The following is a 19,836-nucleotide window of genomic DNA, read 5'->3' as shown; positions in this document are numbered from 1 at the left end:
CTTGATAGTAAGTGCCTCAGTCAGTTTTTTGATCATTTCTTGATTATAAGAAAAAGTAATGGGTGGTTGTCGAAACTTATCATTTGCTGAAAACTGTGCCTTAGAAAAGCAATAAATGATTAGATTAATTAAGCTTTGATGGCAGGGCTGGAAATTACTTTGCATCGTAAGTCGAATTTTAATAAATAAAATTTTTCTTGATTATGCTGAGATTTTTACTCAAAATACCGCTCGTAAATCTCCTCAATACGCTTCGTTTCTTCTTCGGTCAGTGCTTCGAATTCTTTTGATTTCGCGCGGTGGGAGAGTTTTCCGTTATTTTGATTCAGGAATCGGAAGAGGAGATCGGACAGGCGGGCGGGCATGTCGATGAGTTGGGAGAGCTCGCGTTGGAAGCGGTCGTGGTTTTGCAAGAAGCGGGCTTCCTCGGGTAAATCATGTTCAACCGTACGTTTTACACAGGCGTAGAGGAATTCTGCGTGGGCGGTGGCGTCAAAGAATCGGTAAAAATCTGCTGTTTCGTTGGTCACGGTGAGGTTGCCGTGGGATGTGGGTTGCCAGTCAACCTTACCGAGGAGGCGTGCTGAGTAGTCTTCCAGCACTTGTCTGTAAGTATCGATTCGCTCCAGAATCACCGAGGAGACCGGGAACACCACACCGGGTGGGTTGAAGCCGCGCTGTGCCAGTGCGTGGTGGATCAGATAGCGGTGGAGCCTTCCATTGCCATCCTCAAACGGATGCACATAAACGAAGCCGAAGGCGAGAATGGCCGCCGCCAGAACAGGGTCCAGATGTTTGGCATGGTCATGTGCAAAATCGATCATGCCTTTCATCAGGCTTCGCAGATCTTCGGGTTTTGCGCTGATGTGATCTGGCACGGGCATACGAGTTTCGCGGTCGTGCATGCCGACGAAGCCGCCTTCTTCACGCAGGCCCAGATGAACGAAGCGGTCATCGCCAATCACGATGCGTTGGAGGCGAAGGAACTCGTCGATGCTCAGCGGTGTTTTGCCAGCCTCTGCGATGGCGCGACCCCAGCGTTGGATGCGGTCATGTGCGGGGCGCTCTCCCTCAATGGCGAAGCTGGACTTGCTATCTTTAAGGAGCAGAAATGCCGCTGTGCGAGCGAGTAGGTCTTTGGGAACGGATGCGGCTGCATCCATTGCTTTTTCTTGTAGTTTGGCCTGCTGGAAGGCCTCCAGATCCTTATTGCGGAAGATGAGAGGGCAGAACTGAGGTGTCCCGGGCAGGTTGTTGCGCACGCGGTGACGGGGTGAGGAGATAGAGCTGCCACCGAATTGCTTGGTAGTATTCAGGGCATCCACATAAGCTCCTGACTCAACATCGGGCAGGTCCAGTTGCTCGCTAAGCAACCATTCATAGAGAAACCAGATACGCCGTGTGTAGCGGCCTGTTGGGCGAGATCTTACCAGTTCTTCAATGGGTTCCGGGCCGCAGGCAAGGAACAGGCGCTTGAGCAGTGCAAGGTCCAGCCCTTCGTTTTTCAGCGCAAAAGTAAGGTGGCCCAACAGTGTGGCTTCCGGGGCGTGGCGAGGTGTGAAAATACGCCAGCCGTCTTGATCGATGATCTTGTGGCGATCTCCAATGGCGCATAATCTGTGCGGAAGTGGTACTCTTAAGTCATAGGCATCAATAAGCGCTGAGTAGCCTGCCGGGGTTGCAGGTACGGGAAGCCAGCTTTCGTGAAAAACTGTTACGGCCTGTGAAAAAGGCTTACTCATACGCTGCTCCCGTGAAAAACCGTTACGAAAGATAGCGCAATGGGGAGCTTATGTGAATACCTGCCATTTTTCAGAGTGAACTCCGAATAACCGTCAGCTCCCATGAAAAAGCGTTATTTCAAGCCGGGAGTGCCATCAAACTTGCGTTCTAGGCCAGACCAGCAGTCCACATAATCATCCTGCAAAGGAGCTTCTTTTCCCGCAAATTCAGTCAATTGCTGCGGAAAGCGGGTTTCGAACATGAAGCTCATGGTGTCTTTCAGCTTCACCGGATCCCAGCTGCTGTGAGAGGCTTTTTCAAAAGCTTCCTGATCCGGGCCATGGGGCAGCATGCAGTTGTGTAGACTGATGCCACCGGGGACGAAACCGTGCGGTTTGGCATCATACTGCCCATAAATATTACCCATCAGTTCAGACATGATGTTCTTATGGTACCAAGGTGGCCGGAAGGTATCTTCCTGCGGCAGCCAGCGGGGTGGGAAGATCACGAAGTCGATGTTGGCCGTACCTTCCTCTGAGGTTGGGGCTGTAAGAACAGTGAAGATTGAAGGGTCTGGGTGGTCGAAGCTGATTGCGCCCACGGGTGAGAAGTGGCGAAGGTCATATTTATAAGGGGCATAGTTGCCGTGCCATGCCACAACGTCCAGCGGTGAGTGATCGATGGTCGTCCGGTGAAATTCCCCGCACCATTTGACCGTCACATGGCAAGGGCGCTCGATGTCTTCAAATTGCGCAACTGGCGTTTTGAAGTCTCTTGGGTTTGCAAGGCAATTGGCACCGATGGGACCGCGGTTAGGTAGCGTGAACTTGGCGCCGTAATTCTCGCAGATGAAGCCTCTGGCCTTGCCGTCAAGAAGGCTTACTTTGAACACCATACCACGCGGCAAAATGCAGATTTCCAGCGGTTCCAAGTCAATCACGCCGAATTCGGTTGCGATCTTCAGGCGGCCGATCTGGGGCACCACCAGCAACTCCGCATCGGCATTATAAAAGTACTCGTCCTCCATATCCGCGTTGGCCAGATACACATGAGCCGCCATGCCCATCTGTATGCCGACGTCGCCGGCTGTGGTCATGGTGCGGATACCATCGATGAACGTGAGCTTTTGGTCTTCAGGAAACGGAACGGGATCCCAACGATACTGGCCAAGTGAGACAACATCAGGGATCTTGTTGGGAGCGGTTTTCCAGTAGGGATGCGTGATTTTCTGCAAGCGGCTCAGATGCTTAACAGAGGGCCTGATGCGATAAAGCCAGGAACGCTCCAGTGTTCTGTGGGGTGCGGTGAAAGGAGAGCCGGAGAGCTGTTCGGCATATAGGCCGTACTCAACCCGTTGCGGTGAGTTTCGTCCTTGTGGCAGAGCCCCCTTGAGGGCCTCGCTCTCAAAATCATTGCCAAATCCGGCCATGTATCCCGGTGTGGTTCCATAGCGGCTGTCATGGGTGCTCTCTGGGTTTTGATCAGTTGGTTTTTCCATGGTCCACTCCGGGCATCGCCAGCGATTTTGGGTCGGGTAGAGAAGGCAGTTCAATCCTCAGGCTTGAACGAGCAAAGGCATCTGAGCACAGAACCAGATGCACGCAATCAACGCGATCTGGTGGAGGTAATCCATCTCCCGAAAACTATGGGAAGAAAATGGCGGGGCCATGAGCCTTTACTGAATTACCTGCCAACAATCCTGACCCTTCAAACTGCGGCACCCATGATCCGTGGATTGGCTAATTCTTCAATAACAGTAGGGTGATAGCCAGCAACTGAGCAGCTTGTCTGAAAGAGTAAGTGAGAGAGCGACATTCGCCACCGCTGCATGGAGGCGCGCCTTCCATTTTGGGCTGGTGGGTGAATAGATCATCTCGCAAGTCACTTGCTCTTTTTTGGAGGTCAGGGCTTCTCAGTTGTCCTGGATGATGGGGGACTTCTCCGTTTAGGTCCGTTTTCAGGTTGAGATGGGCGCGTAAAAGCGAAGGCGAGTGGGGGCTTGTCTTCGTGGTTGTCATCCTGAAAGCGGACCTTGCATCCGTCACGCTCCTTGATGAGCGCCAACTTTTCCAATTTGTTTGGCCGTGTTCGCTATCCTTCGTTTGAGACAACAGCTCTTTGCGTCATGCTTTAAAGGGCTTGCCTCTCGAACATGCATCCTTCTTGATGAGAAACTTGAAACCTTTCTAATTAAGTTGGTAATCTGATGCGGTTTAGGGCTGCCTTTAAACCAGATTCTCTCAAAACAGTTCTCAGAATCGTATTTCTCCAATATTTATACATGAGAAAATTCAATCGAATTCTTATCAGAAAAGCCGCAGAATTTTGCTAATTCGACGTAGCAGGTCGCATTCGCTCATCAAAAATACGTAAATTTTTCTAGACAGCGCTCCGAAAATCTATCTAAGTTGATAACGTTTCATATTTGGGAGCTTGTTATGAAAATATTGAATTCGGCATCTGCGCTCGCAATTGCCGCTATGACATTTGCGGGGGGGACCGCATATGCAGCTGACAAAGAGCTTGTGATCTTCAACTGGCTGGGTGGCTCAGAACGTGATCTGATCATCGCGCTGGAAGAGGGCTTTACCGCCAAATATCCAGACTATGAGATCAAGGACATCAATCCGGCAGCGGGTGGGGATGACCCGCGTTCCGGCATTCGTTCTGCAATGCTTTCTGGCGAACAGTTTGATCTCCTGCTCAACACCTGGCCATCCTTTGAGAAAGAGCTGGTGGATGCTGATCTGATCCGTTCGATTGATGCTGCATGGGAGCAGTATGGCTGGTCATCTGCGTTGAATGACAGTTGGCGCAATCTGGCAACCTATCATGGCAAAACCTATGGGGCATACTTCATCGCGGGCAACCGTTCCGGTGTTTGGTATCGTCCGGATACATTGGCGAAAGCTGGTATCGCGGGGGAGCCAACCCAGTGGAAGGACTTCCTGAGCTCTTTCAGTGCCTTGAAAGAAATCGGAATGCTACCTGTTTCCATCGGTGCGCGGAGCTGGGCGCAGACCGAATGGTTTGAAAACGCACTGCTGCGCACTGCTGGTCCAGCCTTTGCCAAGGAACTTTCTGAGCACAAAGTGGCGTGGACGGACGACCGCGTGAAGGAAACCTTCCGCAATCTGCGTGATATGCTGGAAGCGGACTGCTGCGCAGAGCCGGGTGCGATGCTCAGTTCTCACTGGACAGATGCTGCGGATGCCGTGCTGAAAAACAAAAAGGCCGGGTTCATGCTGATTGGCTCCTGGGCAAACCAGCGCGCCAAGAATGAGTACTCCCTGACTCCGGTGAAAGACTACTCCTTCATGCAGTTCCCGGTGATCAAGCCGGAATACGGCAACGCGATGAGTGTTGATGGAAAGAACTTCCTTGTGATGAAGCAAGCGAAGAACCCGGAAGGTGCAGAACTGTTTATTGATTTCGTTCTGAGCAAGGAAGGCGCTGCAATCATTGCAGAGCAGAACCTTGCAACACCGAGCGCGCACGTGGATCCCTCGTCCTACGATCCAATCGTGCGTAAATACGCTCAGATTCTGCCGCTCGTAGACGTTTTCTTTGTTCTTGATGATCTTCTGCCAGCTGAATTGAGCGGTGAGTTCCGCGTTGGCTTGCAGAAATTCCTTCGCGACCCAAGCGATGCGAACATTGATGCTGTCACTGCAGCGCTCGAAGCTAAAGCGAGTGAGCTTTATCAATGAGTGTACAACATGGGTCTATCTTAACCTCCCAGACCCAGGCGGGGCCTTTTGCGGGCCTCGCCACCCGGCTCTTCGGAGGTAACCTGCGCCGCGCCGACTGGATTGCATTTGCACTGCTGGCGCCGACACTGATCTTCTTCAGCATTGGTGTGCTGTATCCGCTCTTTGAGACGATCCGTGTGAGTTTTCTTGACTGGACCGGATTGAGCCAACCGAAACCTGCAGGTTTCTCTAACTATATCAAGCTGTTCAATGACGCGAACTTCTGGAACGCGCTGCGGGTGACGCTGACCTGGACACTGGCTTGTACCGGTATTTCCGTCTTTATTGGTTGGAGCGTTGCGCTGATTTCCGGTCTGGCTCCCAAGCAGACTGCACCGTTCCGCGTGGCCATCTTTGCAGCCTACGGCATCTCTGAAACCGCTAGTGGTTTGATGTGGCTGGGCATTTTGCAGCCGGATTTTGGTCTTCTCAACGGCGTGCTGCGCATTATCGGGCTGGAAGGCTGGGCCTCTCCATGGCTGGGGGAACCGTCCACCGCGATCTGGGGTGTTGTTGCGGCCTATGTCTGGACGCAGGCAGGTCTGCCTCTGCTCACCTGCTATGCAGCCATTCAGGCGATCCCGAAAAGTCAGATTGAAGCGGCGCATATGGATGGGGCAACCCATTTCCAGATCCTGCGCTACATCATGGCACCTCTCAGCCTTCCCGGTGTGCGCATTGCGATCTTCATCAACTTGCTGAACAGCCTCAAAGCGTTTGACATGATCCACATCCTGACAGCTGGTGGACCAATTCGTTCAACAGAAACAGTTGGTTACTTTATGTACCAGGAGTCCGTTGTCTACTTCAAGCAGGGCTATGGGGCTGCAAGTACGGTGGTGCTTCTGCTCGCGGTTATCGTCTGTTCCATCCCACTCATTCTGGACAAGGCATCGGAGAGCAAATGATCAATCAAACTCCAAAATGGCCTGTTTTTGTGCTGGGGTCTGTTGCAGTTATCTGGATTGTGCCGCTGGTGGGTATCATCGCCATGTCGATCCGTCCGGAAGGCGAGATTGTCAATGGCTGGTGGACGATTGAGCCTTTCACGTTCACGCTGGAAGCCTGGCGTGAGGTCTGGGTCAACTACCCGATTGGCCGCGCGTTTCTGAACTCTCTGGCCGTAGCCAGTTTCGCGACTATCCTCCCGGTTCTGTTTGCACCAGCAGCGGCCTATGCGTTCCACTATCTCAAGTTCCCGTTCCGCCGGATCTTGCTGCTCATTCTCGTGAACGCATTTGTTGTGCCAAATCAGGTGGTTATCATTCCCCTCTTCAAGCTGTGGCGCGAGATGGGGCTGATCGACACCTACTGGTCTGTGGTTATTCCGTTCGTGGGTCTGTCCTTCGCCTGGTCGGTTCTGCTGGTCAAAAACTTCCTTTCCAACTTCCCGCGCTCGCTGATTGATGCGGCGCAGGTGGATGGGTGTGGGCATTTGCGGACCTACTTTTTTATCGTGCTACCAAACACGCTGACGGCGATGGCTGCGGTTGGCATTCTGCAGTTTATGTGGACGTGGAACTCGCTTCTGCTGCCGATGTTGTTCCTGCGGGAAAATGCGACGCTGCCGGTGATGCTCTCCACGATCTCCGGAACCTATGAACCCAACTGGGATCAGCGTGCGGTTGCGACCATCATCACCTCCATCTTACCACTCATTATCTTCTTGTTCTTCCAGAAGTATTTCTCCGCTGACGGCAAAAATAACAGCGGCTCCAAGGGCTAAATCATGTGCCAGAAAAAAGAAGTAAAAGACTTCCGATACCGCCAGATTCATCTGGATTTTCATACCTCTGAACATATTGGAGGGATCGGGTCCAAGTTTGATCCGACGCAGTTTGTTGAGACGCTGAAGCATGGCGAGGTGGACTCCGTCACCCTGTTCGCCCGCTGCCATCACGGCTGGAGTTATTACCCCACCAATGTGGGCAAGCCGCACCCGGAACTGCAAAACGCTGACCTGTTGGGGGACATGATCAAGGCCTGTCATGCTGCCGACATTGCGACCCCAATTTACCTGACAGTTCAATGGGATGAGCTGACAGCCCGCGAGCATCCGGAATGGCGTGTGATGCAGGCGCAGAACACAGCGGCCAACTATCCGGGCACCGAGCCTTCCGCCATGAACCAGCTTACTCCCACATGGCACACCATCTGTCTGAACCACGAAGGTGCGATCCAACGGCAGATCGACATCGCGAAGGAAGTTTGCGCGCGGTATAATCCGCCAGCGTTGTTTATGGACATCCTCGCCTCGTGGGAATGCACCTGTAACGCCTGCCTTTCCTCAATGAAATCAGAGGGTTTGGACCCGCTGAGCGCGGATGATCGCAAGAGTCACGATAAACGCGTTCTTTTGCGTTTTTTTGAAAGGTTTTCGCAAGCGGTCAACGGAGAGTTCCCGGATACACGAATTTTCTTCAACTCTGGCCACATCTACAAAGGCCAGGATGAACGCTACCAGTACTACGGTCATCTGGAGCTGGAGAGCCTGCCGACCGGTGGCTGGGGCTATGACCATTTTCCCGTCTCAGCACGGTACGCGGATACATTGAACCTGCCGTACCTGGGTATGACGGGACGCTTCCATACGCATTGGGGTGAGTTCGGCGGCTTTAAGCGGGCTGACGCGCTGACCTATGAGTGCTGCCTGATGGTGTCTCTGGGTGCACGCTGTTCCATTGGCGATCAGCTGCACCCGAACGGGCATATGGACTTTGCGACCTACGATCTGATCCGCCCGGCTTATTCCCGCGTTAAAGCGCTGGAGCCATATGCGAGCAACGCGACCTACCAGCGGGAGGTGGCGATCCTTTCTGTTGAGGCGCAGGTCTCCCAGCTTGGCAGCCATCTGGGGCATCGCAGTGAGCCGAGCGATTCTGCTTCTGCCCGCATGCTGCTGGAAATGCAGATCCCGTTTGATCTCATTTCCTCTTCCAGCAGCTTTGATGACTACAAGCTGATTATTTTGCCGGACAGCATTCGCCTGAATGACGACCTTGCGGTTCGCCTGAAAGCGTTTACGGACGCAGGCGGCGCCATTCTGGCCACTGGCGAGTCCGGCCTTGATGTTGAGGGCAAGCGATACCTCCTCGACATCGGAGCAGAACTGTCTGACACACCAATGGAGTACGACCCGAGCTATCTGTCCTGTCGGGGAAAGCTGGACGATGATCTGGTCGATGCTTCTGTTGTTATGTACGAGAAGGGGGCATCTCTGCGCGCAACAGATGGTGATGTGCTGGCTGACGTCCGTCCATCCTATTTCAACCGCACATGGGACAAGTTCTGCTCGCATCTTCACACGCCGGAAGACCCGGATGCAGCGCCGCTTGGTCCGGCAATCCTGCAGAAGGGGAACGTGGCGTATGTGGCTTATCCGCTGTTCCGCCTTTACGGCACAACGGGCCAGACGCTTTACAAGTATCTGGTGCGCGGGCTCATCAACCGCCTGATGCCAAACCAGCTGATCGGCACCGAGCTGCCATCAGCAACGCGTATGTCACTGATGAAACAGGCAGATGAGCAACGTCAGGTACTACACGTGCTTTACGCACCAACTCAGCTGCGCGGCAGCGGTGTGCCGTACAATGATGGTCAGACCCGTGCGGTTGAGATCATCGAGGATGCGCCGGAGCTTAAAGAAGCCAAAGCCTGGGTGCGTATGGACGAAGAGCCAACGGACGTGACCTGCGCTTATTCGGGTAAAACACTGCCATGGCAGTATGACAGTCTCGACAAAAAGCTGCACATCGTCTTTCCTAGCCTTCATATCCATGGGGCCGCCGTTATCTCACAGGCAGATAACGCAGTGGCTGCGGAATAAAAGGGCAGTGCAGTGAAGAAACCAACCATCCTCGATGTAGCAGATACCGCAGGCGTCGCCGTTGGCACCGTTTCACGCTATCTGAACGATCAACGCATCAGGAAGGACAACCGGACCCGGATCGAACAAGCGATTGCTGATCTGGGATACCGGGCCAATACGCTTGCCCGCGCCATGAAAACAGAGCGCACAAACACAGTCGGGTATCTGGTTCCCAAGTTTGACGAGTTCAACTCGGGGATTTTGACCCAACTGGTGCGGTCTCTGCGTGCCCGTGGGTATTCCATTGTAACCTTTCACCATTCCGATGAAGCGGATGCCATCAACGAGGCGCTGGAATCAGCGTCTTCACGGCGCATCGATGCCATCATCTTGTCCGGCACTCATGAAGTGACGGAGAAGGTGCAGGAGCTGCTGACCGGGGAGCAACCGGTCATAATCTTCAACAACGATGTGCCGGGCGTGGAAACGGACAAGGTGCTGGTCAACGATGAGGCCGCTGCGCAAGATGCAGTGAGCCGCATGATCGACTTTGGCCACACCCGCATTGGCGTGGTGACGGGGGACCTGAATGGAAGCACAGGGCAAAACCGGTTGCAGGGCTACAAAAAAGCCCATGAGCAAGCAGGCCTGAGTGTTGATGAGGAGTTGGTTTACGTTGGCAATTGGGGCCAGCTGGATGGATACACCGCCATGGACAGGTTCCTTGGTATGGAAAATCCACCAAGTGCTGTGTTCTTCTCCAATTACCTTATGACCATTGGTGGTCTGGACTGTTTGTCCAGCAACGGCAAACAGGTGGGCAAAGACATTGATCTTGTCACCTTTGATGATCCGGACATGTTCCGGCTGATCCCGCCGGGCATCACCGCCATTGAACAGCCCATTGAGCAGATTGCCCGTCATCTGACGGAGATCGTGCTGAGCCGGCTGGATGGAACGGCGCCTGATCACCCTCGCAATATTCGCGTCAATTGCGCGCTCAAGCTGCGCGGCTCCTTAGGAGTTGCTCGGAAAGCCTCCGGAAAAACCCATGAAGATAGTTAGCTACAACATTCAATACGGAACCGGCATCGACGGTAAAGTCGATCTGGAGAGAATTGCAGGAGAACTTGAAGGGGCCGACATCATCGGCCTGCAGGAAGTTGACCGCTTCTGGAAACGAAACGGCAATGTGGATCAGGCTGCGGAACTGGCCGATCTGCTCGGTGGATATCGCTGGGTCTATGGCCCGGGCCTTGATATGGACGCCTCGTTTCATGATGAAAACGGCAAGCTGGTCAACCGCCGCCGTCAGCATGGGGAAATGATCCTTTCCAAATACCCGATCATTTCCACCCGTACCTATCCATTGCCCAAGATGGGCTCCATCACCCGCCACGCCATTCAGGCCGCGCTTCTGGAAGCTGTCATCGACGCGCCGGGAGGCCCGCTGCGGGTCTACAACACCCACCTGTTCTACTGGTCGCCAGACTTTGCGCTGGTGCAGGCACAGTTTGTAAGGGACCGCATCAAGACAGCTCCGTCTGAGGGTGGTGCGTGGTGTGGTGGTCCGGGCATTGATGCCCACTGGCTCAATGACGAACCGCAGCCAACCATGCCAACCGACTGCATTTTGCTGGGCGATATGAACAACGGTCCGGGCACGCCGGTCTATGAGGTGTTCACCGGCCCGCCATCAGAAGAAGGTGGCCGGGTGCAGACGCTGGATGGCTTTGTCGACCCATGGGTGTGGCTGGGCAACGAGGAGATGAGTGGCAAGACCGCGCATTTCGACACCCGCCGCATTGACCATGTGTTTGTGGGCGCTTCTCTGCGCCACCGCATTGCGGGCATGTGGGTGGATAAAGACGCGAAAGGCTCTGACCATTTGCCGGTCTGGCTGGAACTGAAGGATGCCTGAGGGGGGAAAGCATGGCACAAGTTACTTTGAAAAATCTCGAAAAGTCCTACGGTCCAACCAAGGTCATTCATGGCATTGATCTGGAGATCAAAGACAAGGAATTTGTCGTCTTTGTCGGGCCGTCCGGCTGCGGAAAATCCACCACCCTGCGCATGATCGCTGGCCTTGAAACGATTTCTGGTGGGGAGCTGGTCATTGGCGACCGGGTGGTCAACGACATGCCGCCACGCCAGCGCAACATCTCCATGGTGTTTCAGGACTATGCGCTCTATCCGCATATGACGGTTGCCAAAAACCTCGGCTTCTCGCTGAAGATCGCTGGGGTTTCCCAGTCCGAGATTGAAAAGCGTGTGGCGGATGCGGCAGGTATTCTAGGGCTGGAGCCCTACCTGAAGCGCAAGCCAGGCCAGCTTTCCGGCGGTCAGCGCCAGCGTGTTGCCATGGGCCGTGCTATCGTGCGCCACCCGGATGTGTACCTGTTTGACGAGCCGCTCTCCAATCTGGATGCCAAGCTTCGCACCCAGATGCGCATTGAGATCAAAAAGCTGCATCAGCGCGTGGGCAACACCATCATCTACGTGACCCACGATCAGGTGGAAGCCATGACACTGGCCGACCGTATCGTGATTATGCGGGATGGCATCATTGAGCAGGTGGGCAGCCCGCGTGAGGTTTTTGAAAAGCCGAACAACACGTTCGTGGCGACCTTCATCGGCTCGCCGCCCATGAACCTGATTGATGCCCACGTGGCCAGCAGCAACGGCGATCCGGTGTTGAAACTAGGTGATGGCAGTGAGCTGAGTGCACCTGCTCGGCTGCGCAACACACTGGAAGCAGGCAAAGCGGTGAAGCTGGGCGTGCGGCCAGAAGACATTTCGCCGGAAGGGAATGCCTTGCCGACAGCCGGTGAAATCGCACAACTGCAACTGCCTGTATTGCTCTCTGAAGACCTGGGCTCAGAGGCAACTTTGTTTACGGAGCTGGCAGGCTCTCCGGTTCAGTCCATCATGTATAATCCGCGCACAGTGCATGCTGGGGAAACGCTGAGCTTCAACATGGCCCTTGATAAATGCCATGTGTTTGACGGAGAGACCCTGCGCAATCTGGCAGCTTAAGTTCTTTTGGGGCGAGCCTTTGCCGAAAGCCTGTTACCACTTTTCGGCAGGGCCGCAGCTTGATCTGCCGGATTGACGTAAACAAAGAAAAGCCCTGAGCACATGCTCAGGGCTTTTGCCGTTGTCGCGTCCTCCCCAAAAGCGGCTCTGGTTTTCAGGAGGACGCGCTGCTTTAGCCTATAGGGAGGCCGGCCTACGCCATTTCTTCCATTTCAAACCCCGGAACCAGCTCCAGCGGCATATCCTGATAGCAAACCGGACGCAGGAAGCGGCGGATCGCCATGGTGCCGACAGAGGTTGCGCCGAAGTTGGTGGAGGCCGGGTAAGGGCCACCATGAACCATGGCATCACACACTTCCACGCCAGTCGGGAAACCGTTTGCCAGTACGCGGCCTGCTTTGCGCTCCAGCAATGGCATCAGCTTGCGGGCTTCTGCGTGGTCTGCAGCATCTATGTGGATGGTGCAGGTCAGCTGGCCTTCAATGGTGCGGGCCACGTCCCGCATCTGCTCGATGCTCTTCAGCTTGACGACAATGCCGAGCGGACCGAACACTTCTTCCTGCAGCTCTTTGTTGCCGAGCCAGTTTTCAGCATCCGTCACGAACATATACGGCTTGGCGCCACGGGTTGCGCAGGCTGTGCCCACCAGCTCTTCAACACCCGCTTCGCTAGCAATCTTTTCAGCGCCGGAGCGGTAAGCCGCTGCGATGCCGTCTGTCAGCATAGGCTGTTCACCAGTGGCGCCTAGAGCCTCCTGAGCCTTAGTGATGAAAGCATCTGCCTCAGCGCCTTCCACCAGCAGAACCACACCCGGATTGGTGCAGAACTGGCCTGCCCCCATGCATAGGGAACCAGCCCAACCGGCCGCGATGGCATCACCACGGTTGGCGAGCGCATTCGGGAAGATGAAGTTTGGATTGACGGAGCCAAGCTCACCGAAGAAAGGGATCGGCTCAGGGCGGGAGGCGCACAGATCAAACAGCGCGCGGCCACCGGCCAGAGAGCCGGTAAAGCCAACGGCTTTGATCAGGGGGTGCTGCACAAGGGCTGTACCAACCTCACGGCTACCGCCTTGAACCAGTGAGAATACACCCGGATGCATGCCACAGGATTTGATCGCTGCGTCAATGGCTTGTGCCACGATCTCCGCTGTGCCCGGATGAGCCTCATGGCCCTTCACGACCACCGGACAGCCCGCAGCCAGCGCTGAGGCCGTATCACCGCCTGCGGTGGAGAACGCCAGCGGGAAGTTGGAGGCGCCGAACACAGCCACAGGACCAACCGGACGCTGGCTGAGGCGCAGGTCAGGACGTGGCAGAGGTGCACGGTCTGGCATGGCTTCATCGTGGGTGAGGTCCAAATACTCGCCCTTCTCAATATGGTCGGCGAACAGGCGTAGCTGGCCAACTGTGCGGCCACGCTCACCGTTGAGGCGCATTTCCGGCAGGCCGGTTTCTGCGCAGCCCACTTCGGTGATTTCTGCGCCGCGCGCATCGATCTCGTCCGCCACAGCACGCAGGAACTTGGCGCGTTCTGCGCGGGTGGTCCAGCCGAAGGTCATGAAGGCGTCTTCGGCAGCTGTGACGGCGCGGTCAACCAGTTCGGTGGTGCCGCAGGCATAGCTTTGGGCAGGGCCCGAGAACGGGGATGACTCGAATTTCTGGGCGTTATCGACCCATTCTCCGGCGATGAGATGGCAACCTGTTAGCATCGTTTCCTCGGCACATGAAGTTATCTGGTAGGCGCTGCGGCGCTGATGTGCAGCCCATAGCTGAATTTTGACAGTGATATATCACTATCTTTTGTCAGGTTCAAGCCGATAACTTCATATTGTGCAAAGGTCTTTTCTACCGCAGATCCGTAAGGGCCTCATCTTCCACGCGAATTCGCAGGGCAAGGATGGCACCGTTAAAGCCGGAGAACAGGAAGGCGATCGGAAACAGGCCGAGCACCATGGGCGCGGTGAAGATCTCCAGTGCCACCAGCAAGTAATTGGGATGGCGCACAAACGCAAACGGTCCTTTGGTCACCAGAGGTGTTTTCGCCACAATAATGCGCGTGGTCCAGCGACGGCCCATGCTGAGCAGAATCCAGAGGCGGAACACCTGCAAGACGGCGAACACCATCAGCCACGGAATGGATACCGGTTTGTCGTAGCCCAGCACAACAAGCGCGATGATCCACGCCACATGCACGCTGACAATCAGCGGGTAGTGAGAAGCGCCAACCTCATAAGCCCCTTGCTCCAGCAAGCGCTTGGTGTTGCTGCGGGCGATGACCAGCTCGGACAGGCGCTGGAGGATGATAAAGCCCAGAAACAGCAGGGCAGCTAAGGAAGCATCAGGCATTGATCACCCCCTCTGGTTTTGAAAAATCAGTTGTGTCTCGGTGCCCGCCAGCCCCTGATGGGATGACAGTGACCGGTTGGAACGAGGCTGTGAAACCGGGGCCAAGGGCGCACATGACCATGTTGCCCTGTGCGGTGCGCTCTAGTACTCGTTCAAGTACAAACAACACAGTTGGAGCGGACATGTTGCCGAACTCCTGCAGGATCTCGCGCTCCACATCCAGAACACCAGTGGGCAGATCCAACGCGCCTTCCAGCGCTTGCACCACCTTCGCGCCGCCCGGGTGGCAGACGAAGCGGTCAACGCCAGTCCTTTCCATGGAAAGGGCACTGAGACTGCGCTCTGTTACATCACGGAAGTGCTCGGTGGCGAAGTCGGGGATAGAGCGGTCAAACACCACGCCGAGGCCGTGTTCTTCCACGTTCCAGCCCATGATGTTGAGCGTGTCTGGCCACATCTCCTGATGACCCGCTCCCAGCTGGAACACTGGTTTAGACCCTTCCGGCTTGCCGGTGGAAAGGCAGGCGGCTGCTGCGCCGTCACCAAACAGAACGGTGGCAATGATATCGGCCTTGGTGAGCCGGTCACTGCGGAAGGAGAGCGTACAGCCTTCCAGAGCGACCATCAGCACGTTGCTGCCCGGTTTTGCCTGCGCCAGCTGCTGCGCGATGGAGAGGCCGGAAACGCCTCCGGCACACCCGAGCCCGAACACCGGCACGCGCATGATGTCTTGCCGGAAGCCCATCTGCTTCCAGGCCTGCGCTTCCAGCGTTGGGGTTGCGATCCCGGTGGAAGAGACGGTGACGACCGTGTCGATCTCATCCGCACGCAACCCTGCTTTAAGCAGCGCTTTGCGGGCGGCGGTGATGAACAGTTCCGTTGCGCCGCGCACATAGGTTTCGTTTCTGGTTTTCCAGTCCTGAGGTTCCAGGAACCATTCCAGTGGCGCAAAGGAGTATCGGGTTTTGACCCCGGCGGTCAGAAACGTGCCAGCCATGCGCTCAAACTGCGCAAACTTTGGCCCAAGAATCCGGCGAGCGTAATCCAGCACCAGAGTCTGGGGTAATTCATAGGGCGGCACCGCTGTCGCAAGGCCGGTCAGGTAAACGGGCATCGGCTCTCCAACCCTGCTTTCTTTCTTGCCAGAACATGCATCATCAACTTTATAGGCCTTGACCAAACTGCTGAAAATCCGGCGTTTTTTGGGGTTGTTTTGGTGGGGTGAGATTGAGTGCTACGGATTGTCAGAGTGCGGCTTGCCCGGCCTCCCGTTCAGTTGCGGATTTCATACGGTAAATGGTGATCGCCAGCAGCGTGGCATTGGTGATGTCGTTGAGCGACCCACCCCAGGATCCCACGATCAGGGCGTTGACCATCCATGTAAGTGCACAGGAGAACATGGCGATGCGCATCTGGATTCCACTGAGGCAGAAGAGCGCGAAGCCGCTCATGAGAGAGGCAGTCCATGGCAGCAGGTCAATGAGGCCTTCATACACCATCACACTCATGATGGTTTGGATGACAGCAAAGATGCCAAACCACGTGTAGCCTTTGAAGCGCAGGGAAACGAAGGACCGCACACCATTGATGCCAAGGTTTGCGCCAGCCACATAAGCGCCCATGAGCACATAATGGATGCAGAACAGGGAGCCGCTGACAAAAAGCAGGCCGCGAAACAGTTGATCACGCTTGGTGGAAAAACCAACCATGTTGACGGCATAGGCCGCCAGCCCAAAGCCCTGTATGACGAGTGGATCCATCTTCCATTTTCTTTCTTATTGGAAGAGGAGTGTAGGCGTGAAAGACCGGCAGATCGTCTGTAATAGCGCGGGTCAGAGATACTACGCGCTGGATAAGTTGTGGCTTAAAGCATCAGAGTAAAGCGGTGCAATGTCAACGGGTTGCCGTTCAGGTGGACGGTCTTGGTTCCGTCTTTATCCCAACGGAAACCACAGGCACGCAGCACGTTGGAAGAGGCCGGATTGTTGTCCGCCGCAAAGGCTTCCAACTCCGTCAGATCTCCTTGCGCCCGCACCAGATCCGCAACGGCAACTACGGCGGCTTTGGCGTAGCCTTTGCCGAGGTGCTTTTCACCTACGCGGTAGCCCAGTTCTGCCGTGTCCAAAGGCTCGGAACCCAGTTTGCGCAGGTTAATGCGGCCCACCAGTTCACCCGCCTCAGAACGCATCAGATAAAACCGGTCCGGATCCGCCATCAGATCACGAATGACCTGCTTCAGAGACTCTTCCTCAAAATGCTCCGGCCCGCGAGCTGGTACCCATTTTTCAAAGAAGGTGCTGTTGCTGCTCTCAAATTCCAGAACATCAAGAGCATCCTCCTCGCAGATTTCGTGAAGGGTGAGGGGCGGCAGGGCAAGGTCGCTGGGTGTATTCATAAAACAGGCACTAATTAAAAAGGACAGGTGCAGCCTACAGCATATCCGTGCAAAGAGAAAACCCCTCACGCCGGCAGGCGCAAGGGGCTTTCTATGTCAGTCTCAGAAAAAGCCTAGAGGTCTTCGCGGGAAAGAGCGTGGGCCGGAATGCTGGAGCAATCCATTTTCACCATGCCCTGACCATCCAGATACACCCAGTTGCGGTTGATGCTGGTTGCCAGATACTTCTCATCATCTGTGTGCACCAGCTCATCCTGTTTGAACTTCGGCAAGATCCATGCCTTCATCAGTACCCAGTAGAGAGCAAAGGCGGTGAAGAAGCCAACGAAGTAGGAAAGGTCAATGGCGTAGATCGCCAGTGCACCACCTACGGCCCAGGCAATCAGGCCAGCCGGGTTGCAGCCTGCGATGTATTTGAACTGACCTTCTTCCTCATAAAGCTCTGGCACGTTCAGGCGGCGTTTGCGGATTACAAAGTAATCGCAGATCATGATGCCACCCAGAGAGGCGAGCATGGCGCCGTAAAGGCCGAGATATGTGAAGAGGTGGTCAAGGATCAGCCAAGGCATTGCCAGCGTACCGACGATTGCTGCCAGAACCAGACCCATGGCGTAGGTGATCCATGGAGCGCCTGCATTCACGAAGGTCAGCGCGGCTGGGATCAGGTTTGCACTGGTGTTGGTAGACCACTGCGCCAGCACGACCATGACCAGCAGAACCACCAGAGTGATGCCGGTGCCCTGACCCTGAATAACTGTGATCGGGTTCCAGTCACCTGCCGCAATGAAGGAGACAGCACCGATCAGCGCGATCCAGCTCTGCACCACTGGCAGGGCGATGAACTGTGCCAGAAACACGTTCTTGTTGCGCTTGAAGAAGCTCTTGGTGCCAGCCTCAACTTTCAGGAAGCGGGTGATGTTTGGAATGTCGACTGCCAGAGAAGACCAGAAGGCCATGTTGGCAACAAACAAAGCCACGATGGAGATTTCTGCATCACCTGCAAAGGACCAGATGTCTTTGCCGCTTGCTGTGGCCAGACCATCAAGGGTGAAGTACATCCAGACGGAGATGGCCATAATCGCTGGAGCTGCGATTTTCGCAAGACGCTCAACGGCGCGGATGCCCATGGCGGTGTTGATCACCTGCAATACAGCGAAGCCGATGTACCAGACCACCCAGTTATCAAAACCGGTGAGGTAGGAGAAGATGCCGTTCAGCGCCAGTGCGCCAAGGTAGGTTTGAATGCCGAACCAGATGGCTGCCACGATGCCGCGGGTGATGGATGGAATGTGTGTGCCCACAGTGCCAAACGGCGCGCGCAGGTAAACGGCGAAGGAAATGCCGTGCTCGGTGCCGATGTCTGCTGTCATCGCCATGACGATGCCGAGCAGCAGGTTGGCGAAAAAGATTGTTGCAATAACGATTGGAAGAGGGAGACCCGCCACACCGCCAGCACCCAGCTGGAAGGTTGCGATGATCACCGCCATCGAGATCCAAAGTCCAATGTAACCGCGATTGGAAATGGCACGTTGATTAAGCCAGACGGGAAGGATGGCTGGCTCCATGAGGCGGGATTGGCCGCGCGAAGTCTCATCCATAACTTGGGTTTGCGCCATGTTCTAGATCCTGATGTATATCTAATTTTCTGAGACAGTAAATCTTAGCAGGGCGCAAGTATGCGCGTGCAAAAACAGCACCCACAGCAAGAAGTAGTGATGACATTACCGTTTGCCGGTAGTTGCACTACATGCACTGTGAGGCTGAATACAGCCTGATGAGATTGTTCTGCTAAAGTCGGCTAACTAACCTGAAAATATGTATTGCGCAAGTAGGTCAGAGCAAATTTTACTAGATTTTCGCAAAGTATTAGAGTGAAAATATTTATCAAGGGCGAAGAAAACTTCAAAACTAAGATTTTTGATCAGTTGGTAAAAGTATTTTATGGGGTAATTCTTGATGGCAGCTGAGGGAGTTCTGCTCACGTTAACTCCCTCAACCCTGTAGGTGTGCGGATCTTGGCTGTGTATTTGATTTTAGGGCCATAAATAACTTCGATTGGAAAGTTAATCGCGAGGTCGCCATAGAGCGCTTTTATGGTTTCAGGTTCAGGATGCTCCAGAGTAAACGTCTCAAGCCGCGCGCCCAGATCCGGAATGTCTGAAGGGTTTTCAGGCACGCCATAACGGTCAATCAGTGAAGGTGCAGCGCCCTCCAGCGGCAGGCTTCCATCCTTGGCAATGGAAAAGGCAAACTCAGGATCGTCTTGAGGTAGCGGAACATGCTCTCCAAAAATATTTGGGTGTTTGGTGAGGACTGGATCGATGGATTCCACGCCAGCAACCCAGCCTCTTAAACGGCGTCCAGCGTTCCATTCGGCTTTTATCGTCTTCTGATCATCCAGGCCGAACCATCGTGCGCGGTTGGGAGTGGGGCAGGTTGGATCAAGTGCAACGACTTCAAGATAGAGCGTTCCACCGAGCTGGAGGCGGTGATTGTGTGTTCCCATGTAATCATGACAAACGCCAAAAGGAACCTGAAGACCAAGGCAGTCTTCAACGTGCTTGACGCCATCCTTCAAGGTCGGCGCAATCACCGTGATATGGTCAAATTTTAACATGCTGCAAGGCTCTGAAAAGTTACGGTAGGACTGAGGATTATCGGTGCACTCCAAGAATAGGGTGCAATCGCCACGGGGGATGTGTGGCTTAGAAATGCCTAACAGTTTGGAACACCTTGGCGCAGGTGTCTAGTGCGAGCGGTAGATGCATATGTTTA

General features: G+C 54.8%; 16 protein-coding genes. 7 read left to right on the top strand and 9 right to left on the bottom strand.

Features of this window, described 5'->3' with window-relative positions; genetic code table 11:
* Positions 1 to 215 precede the first annotated feature (215 nt).
* Both PSE_RS25715 and hmgA read right to left on the bottom strand, forming a co-directional pair.
* Positions 216 to 1,742 carry a Fic family protein gene (locus tag PSE_RS25715; protein WP_014290326.1) on the bottom strand — a complete coding sequence of 509 codons (1,527 nt, stop codon included), beginning with the start codon at positions 1,740 to 1,742 and terminating at the stop codon, positions 216 to 218.
* A 113-nt stretch (positions 1,743 to 1,855) separates the two neighbouring features.
* Positions 1,856 to 3,220, bottom strand: coding sequence for a homogentisate 1,2-dioxygenase (gene hmgA, locus PSE_RS25710; protein ID WP_014290325.1), 1,365 nt, complete (start codon positions 3,218 to 3,220; stop codon positions 1,856 to 1,858).
* A 940-nt stretch (positions 3,221 to 4,160) separates the two neighbouring features.
* Between hmgA and PSE_RS25705 the strand changes: the two genes are divergently transcribed.
* From PSE_RS25705 to PSE_RS25675, 7 genes are read left to right on the top strand one after another with little or no spacing between them, the layout of a single operon-like run.
* On the top strand, positions 4,161 to 5,432 hold the full coding sequence (locus PSE_RS25705) for an ABC transporter substrate-binding protein (protein ID WP_014290323.1): 1,272 nt from the start codon (positions 4,161 to 4,163) through the stop codon (positions 5,430 to 5,432).
* Complete coding sequence (locus PSE_RS25700) at positions 5,429 to 6,382, top strand: carbohydrate ABC transporter permease (RefSeq protein ID WP_008550843.1); 954 nt, start codon at positions 5,429 to 5,431, stop codon at positions 6,380 to 6,382. Before PSE_RS25705 ends, PSE_RS25700 begins: the two co-directional genes overlap by 4 nt.
* The gene (locus tag PSE_RS25695) at positions 6,379 to 7,200 is read left to right on the top strand and encodes a carbohydrate ABC transporter permease (RefSeq protein ID WP_008551094.1); all 822 of its coding nucleotides are present in this window, start codon (positions 6,379 to 6,381) and stop codon (positions 7,198 to 7,200) included. Before PSE_RS25700 ends, PSE_RS25695 begins: the two co-directional genes overlap by 4 nt.
* Before the next feature lie 3 nt (positions 7,201 to 7,203).
* The gene (locus PSE_RS25690) at positions 7,204 to 9,300 is read left to right on the top strand and encodes an alpha-amylase family protein (protein ID WP_014290322.1); all 2,097 of its coding nucleotides are present in this window, start codon (positions 7,204 to 7,206) and stop codon (positions 9,298 to 9,300) included.
* A 12-nt stretch (positions 9,301 to 9,312) separates the two neighbouring features.
* Positions 9,313 to 10,347, top strand: a complete 1,035-nt coding sequence (locus PSE_RS25685) for a LacI family DNA-binding transcriptional regulator (RefSeq protein WP_014290321.1) — start codon at positions 9,313 to 9,315, stop codon at positions 10,345 to 10,347.
* Positions 10,334 to 11,203 carry an endonuclease/exonuclease/phosphatase family protein gene (locus PSE_RS25680; RefSeq protein WP_014290320.1) on the top strand — a complete coding sequence of 290 codons (870 nt, stop codon included), beginning with the start codon at positions 10,334 to 10,336 and terminating at the stop codon, positions 11,201 to 11,203. The genes PSE_RS25685 and PSE_RS25680 overlap by 14 nt, the downstream gene beginning before the upstream one ends.
* 11 nt (positions 11,204 to 11,214) lie before the next feature.
* Positions 11,215 to 12,318: an ABC transporter ATP-binding protein gene (locus tag PSE_RS25675; RefSeq protein WP_014290319.1), complete on the top strand. Its 1,104-nt coding sequence runs from the start codon at positions 11,215 to 11,217 to the stop codon at positions 12,316 to 12,318.
* Between the two features lie 193 nt (positions 12,319 to 12,511).
* On the opposite strand, the gene PSE_RS25670 is transcribed toward PSE_RS25675, so the two are convergent.
* The 7 genes from PSE_RS25670 to PSE_RS25640 form a co-directional block, all read right to left on the bottom strand.
* Positions 12,512 to 14,029, bottom strand: coding sequence for an aldehyde dehydrogenase (NADP(+)) (locus tag PSE_RS25670; protein ID WP_014290318.1), 1,518 nt, complete (start codon positions 14,027 to 14,029; stop codon positions 12,512 to 12,514).
* Positions 14,030 to 14,165: 136 nt separating this feature from the next.
* Complete coding sequence (locus PSE_RS25665) at positions 14,166 to 14,666, bottom strand: isoprenylcysteine carboxyl methyltransferase family protein (RefSeq protein WP_014290317.1); 501 nt, start codon at positions 14,664 to 14,666, stop codon at positions 14,166 to 14,168.
* Positions 14,659 to 15,780, bottom strand: coding sequence for a type III polyketide synthase (locus PSE_RS25660; RefSeq protein ID WP_244421397.1), 1,122 nt, complete (start codon positions 15,778 to 15,780; stop codon positions 14,659 to 14,661). The genes PSE_RS25665 and PSE_RS25660 overlap by 8 nt, the downstream gene beginning before the upstream one ends.
* Positions 15,781 to 15,910: 130 nt before the next feature.
* A complete protein-coding gene (locus tag PSE_RS25655; protein WP_014290315.1) occupies positions 15,911 to 16,426 on the bottom strand; it encodes a YgjV family protein in 516 nt (171 codons plus the stop codon).
* Between the two features lie 104 nt (positions 16,427 to 16,530).
* Positions 16,531 to 17,061: a GNAT family N-acetyltransferase gene (locus PSE_RS25650; RefSeq protein ID WP_014290314.1), complete on the bottom strand. Its 531-nt coding sequence runs from the start codon at positions 17,059 to 17,061 to the stop codon at positions 16,531 to 16,533.
* Positions 17,062 to 17,174: 113 nt separating this feature from the next.
* Positions 17,175 to 18,677: an NCS1 family transporter gene (locus PSE_RS25645; RefSeq protein ID WP_008550793.1), complete on the bottom strand. Its 1,503-nt coding sequence runs from the start codon at positions 18,675 to 18,677 to the stop codon at positions 17,175 to 17,177.
* A gap of 362 nt (positions 18,678 to 19,039) precedes the next feature.
* On the bottom strand, positions 19,040 to 19,678 hold the full coding sequence (locus PSE_RS25640) for a VOC family protein (RefSeq protein WP_014290312.1): 639 nt from the start codon (positions 19,676 to 19,678) through the stop codon (positions 19,040 to 19,042).
* Between the last annotated feature and the right edge of the window lie 158 nt (positions 19,679 to 19,836).

Source organism: Pseudovibrio sp. FO-BEG1, assembly GCF_000236645.1.
GTDB lineage: Bacteria > Pseudomonadota > Alphaproteobacteria > Rhizobiales > Stappiaceae > Pseudovibrio.
The sequence above is the reverse complement of the archived record's forward strand: the minus strand, read 5'-3'. Positions and strand labels throughout refer to the sequence as shown.

Excerpts from the sequence above, each read along its gene's own strand:
- PSE_RS25715 (WP_014290326.1), bottom strand. The coding sequence starts at position 1,742 with ATGAGTAAGCCTTTTTCACAGGCCGTAACAGTTTTTCACGAAAGCTGG.
- hmgA (WP_014290325.1), bottom strand. The coding sequence starts at position 3,220 with ATGGAAAAACCAACTGATCAAAACCCAGAGAGCACCCATGACAGCCGC.
- PSE_RS25705 (WP_014290323.1), top strand. The coding sequence starts at position 4,161 with ATGAAAATATTGAATTCGGCATCTGCGCTCGCAATTGCCGCTATGACA.
- PSE_RS25700 (WP_008550843.1), top strand. The coding sequence starts at position 5,429 with ATGAGTGTACAACATGGGTCTATCTTAACCTCCCAGACCCAGGCGGGG.
- PSE_RS25695 (WP_008551094.1), top strand. The coding sequence starts at position 6,379 with ATGATCAATCAAACTCCAAAATGGCCTGTTTTTGTGCTGGGGTCTGTT.
- PSE_RS25690 (WP_014290322.1), top strand. The coding sequence starts at position 7,204 with ATGTGCCAGAAAAAAGAAGTAAAAGACTTCCGATACCGCCAGATTCAT.
- PSE_RS25680 (WP_014290320.1), top strand. The coding sequence starts at position 10,334 with ATGAAGATAGTTAGCTACAACATTCAATACGGAACCGGCATCGACGGT.
- PSE_RS25675 (WP_014290319.1), top strand. The coding sequence starts at position 11,215 with ATGGCACAAGTTACTTTGAAAAATCTCGAAAAGTCCTACGGTCCAACC.
- PSE_RS25670 (WP_014290318.1), bottom strand. The coding sequence starts at position 14,029 with ATGCTAACAGGTTGCCATCTCATCGCCGGAGAATGGGTCGATAACGCC.
- PSE_RS25665 (WP_014290317.1), bottom strand. The coding sequence starts at position 14,666 with ATGCCTGATGCTTCCTTAGCTGCCCTGCTGTTTCTGGGCTTTATCATC.
- PSE_RS25660 (WP_244421397.1), bottom strand. The coding sequence starts at position 15,780 with ATGCCCGTTTACCTGACCGGCCTTGCGACAGCGGTGCCGCCCTATGAA.
- PSE_RS25655 (WP_014290315.1), bottom strand. The coding sequence starts at position 16,426 with ATGGATCCACTCGTCATACAGGGCTTTGGGCTGGCGGCCTATGCCGTC.
- PSE_RS25650 (WP_014290314.1), bottom strand. The coding sequence starts at position 17,061 with ATGAATACACCCAGCGACCTTGCCCTGCCGCCCCTCACCCTTCACGAA.
- PSE_RS25645 (WP_008550793.1), bottom strand. The coding sequence starts at position 18,677 with ATGGCGCAAACCCAAGTTATGGATGAGACTTCGCGCGGCCAATCCCGC.
- PSE_RS25640 (WP_014290312.1), bottom strand. The coding sequence starts at position 19,678 with ATGTTAAAATTTGACCATATCACGGTGATTGCGCCGACCTTGAAGGAT.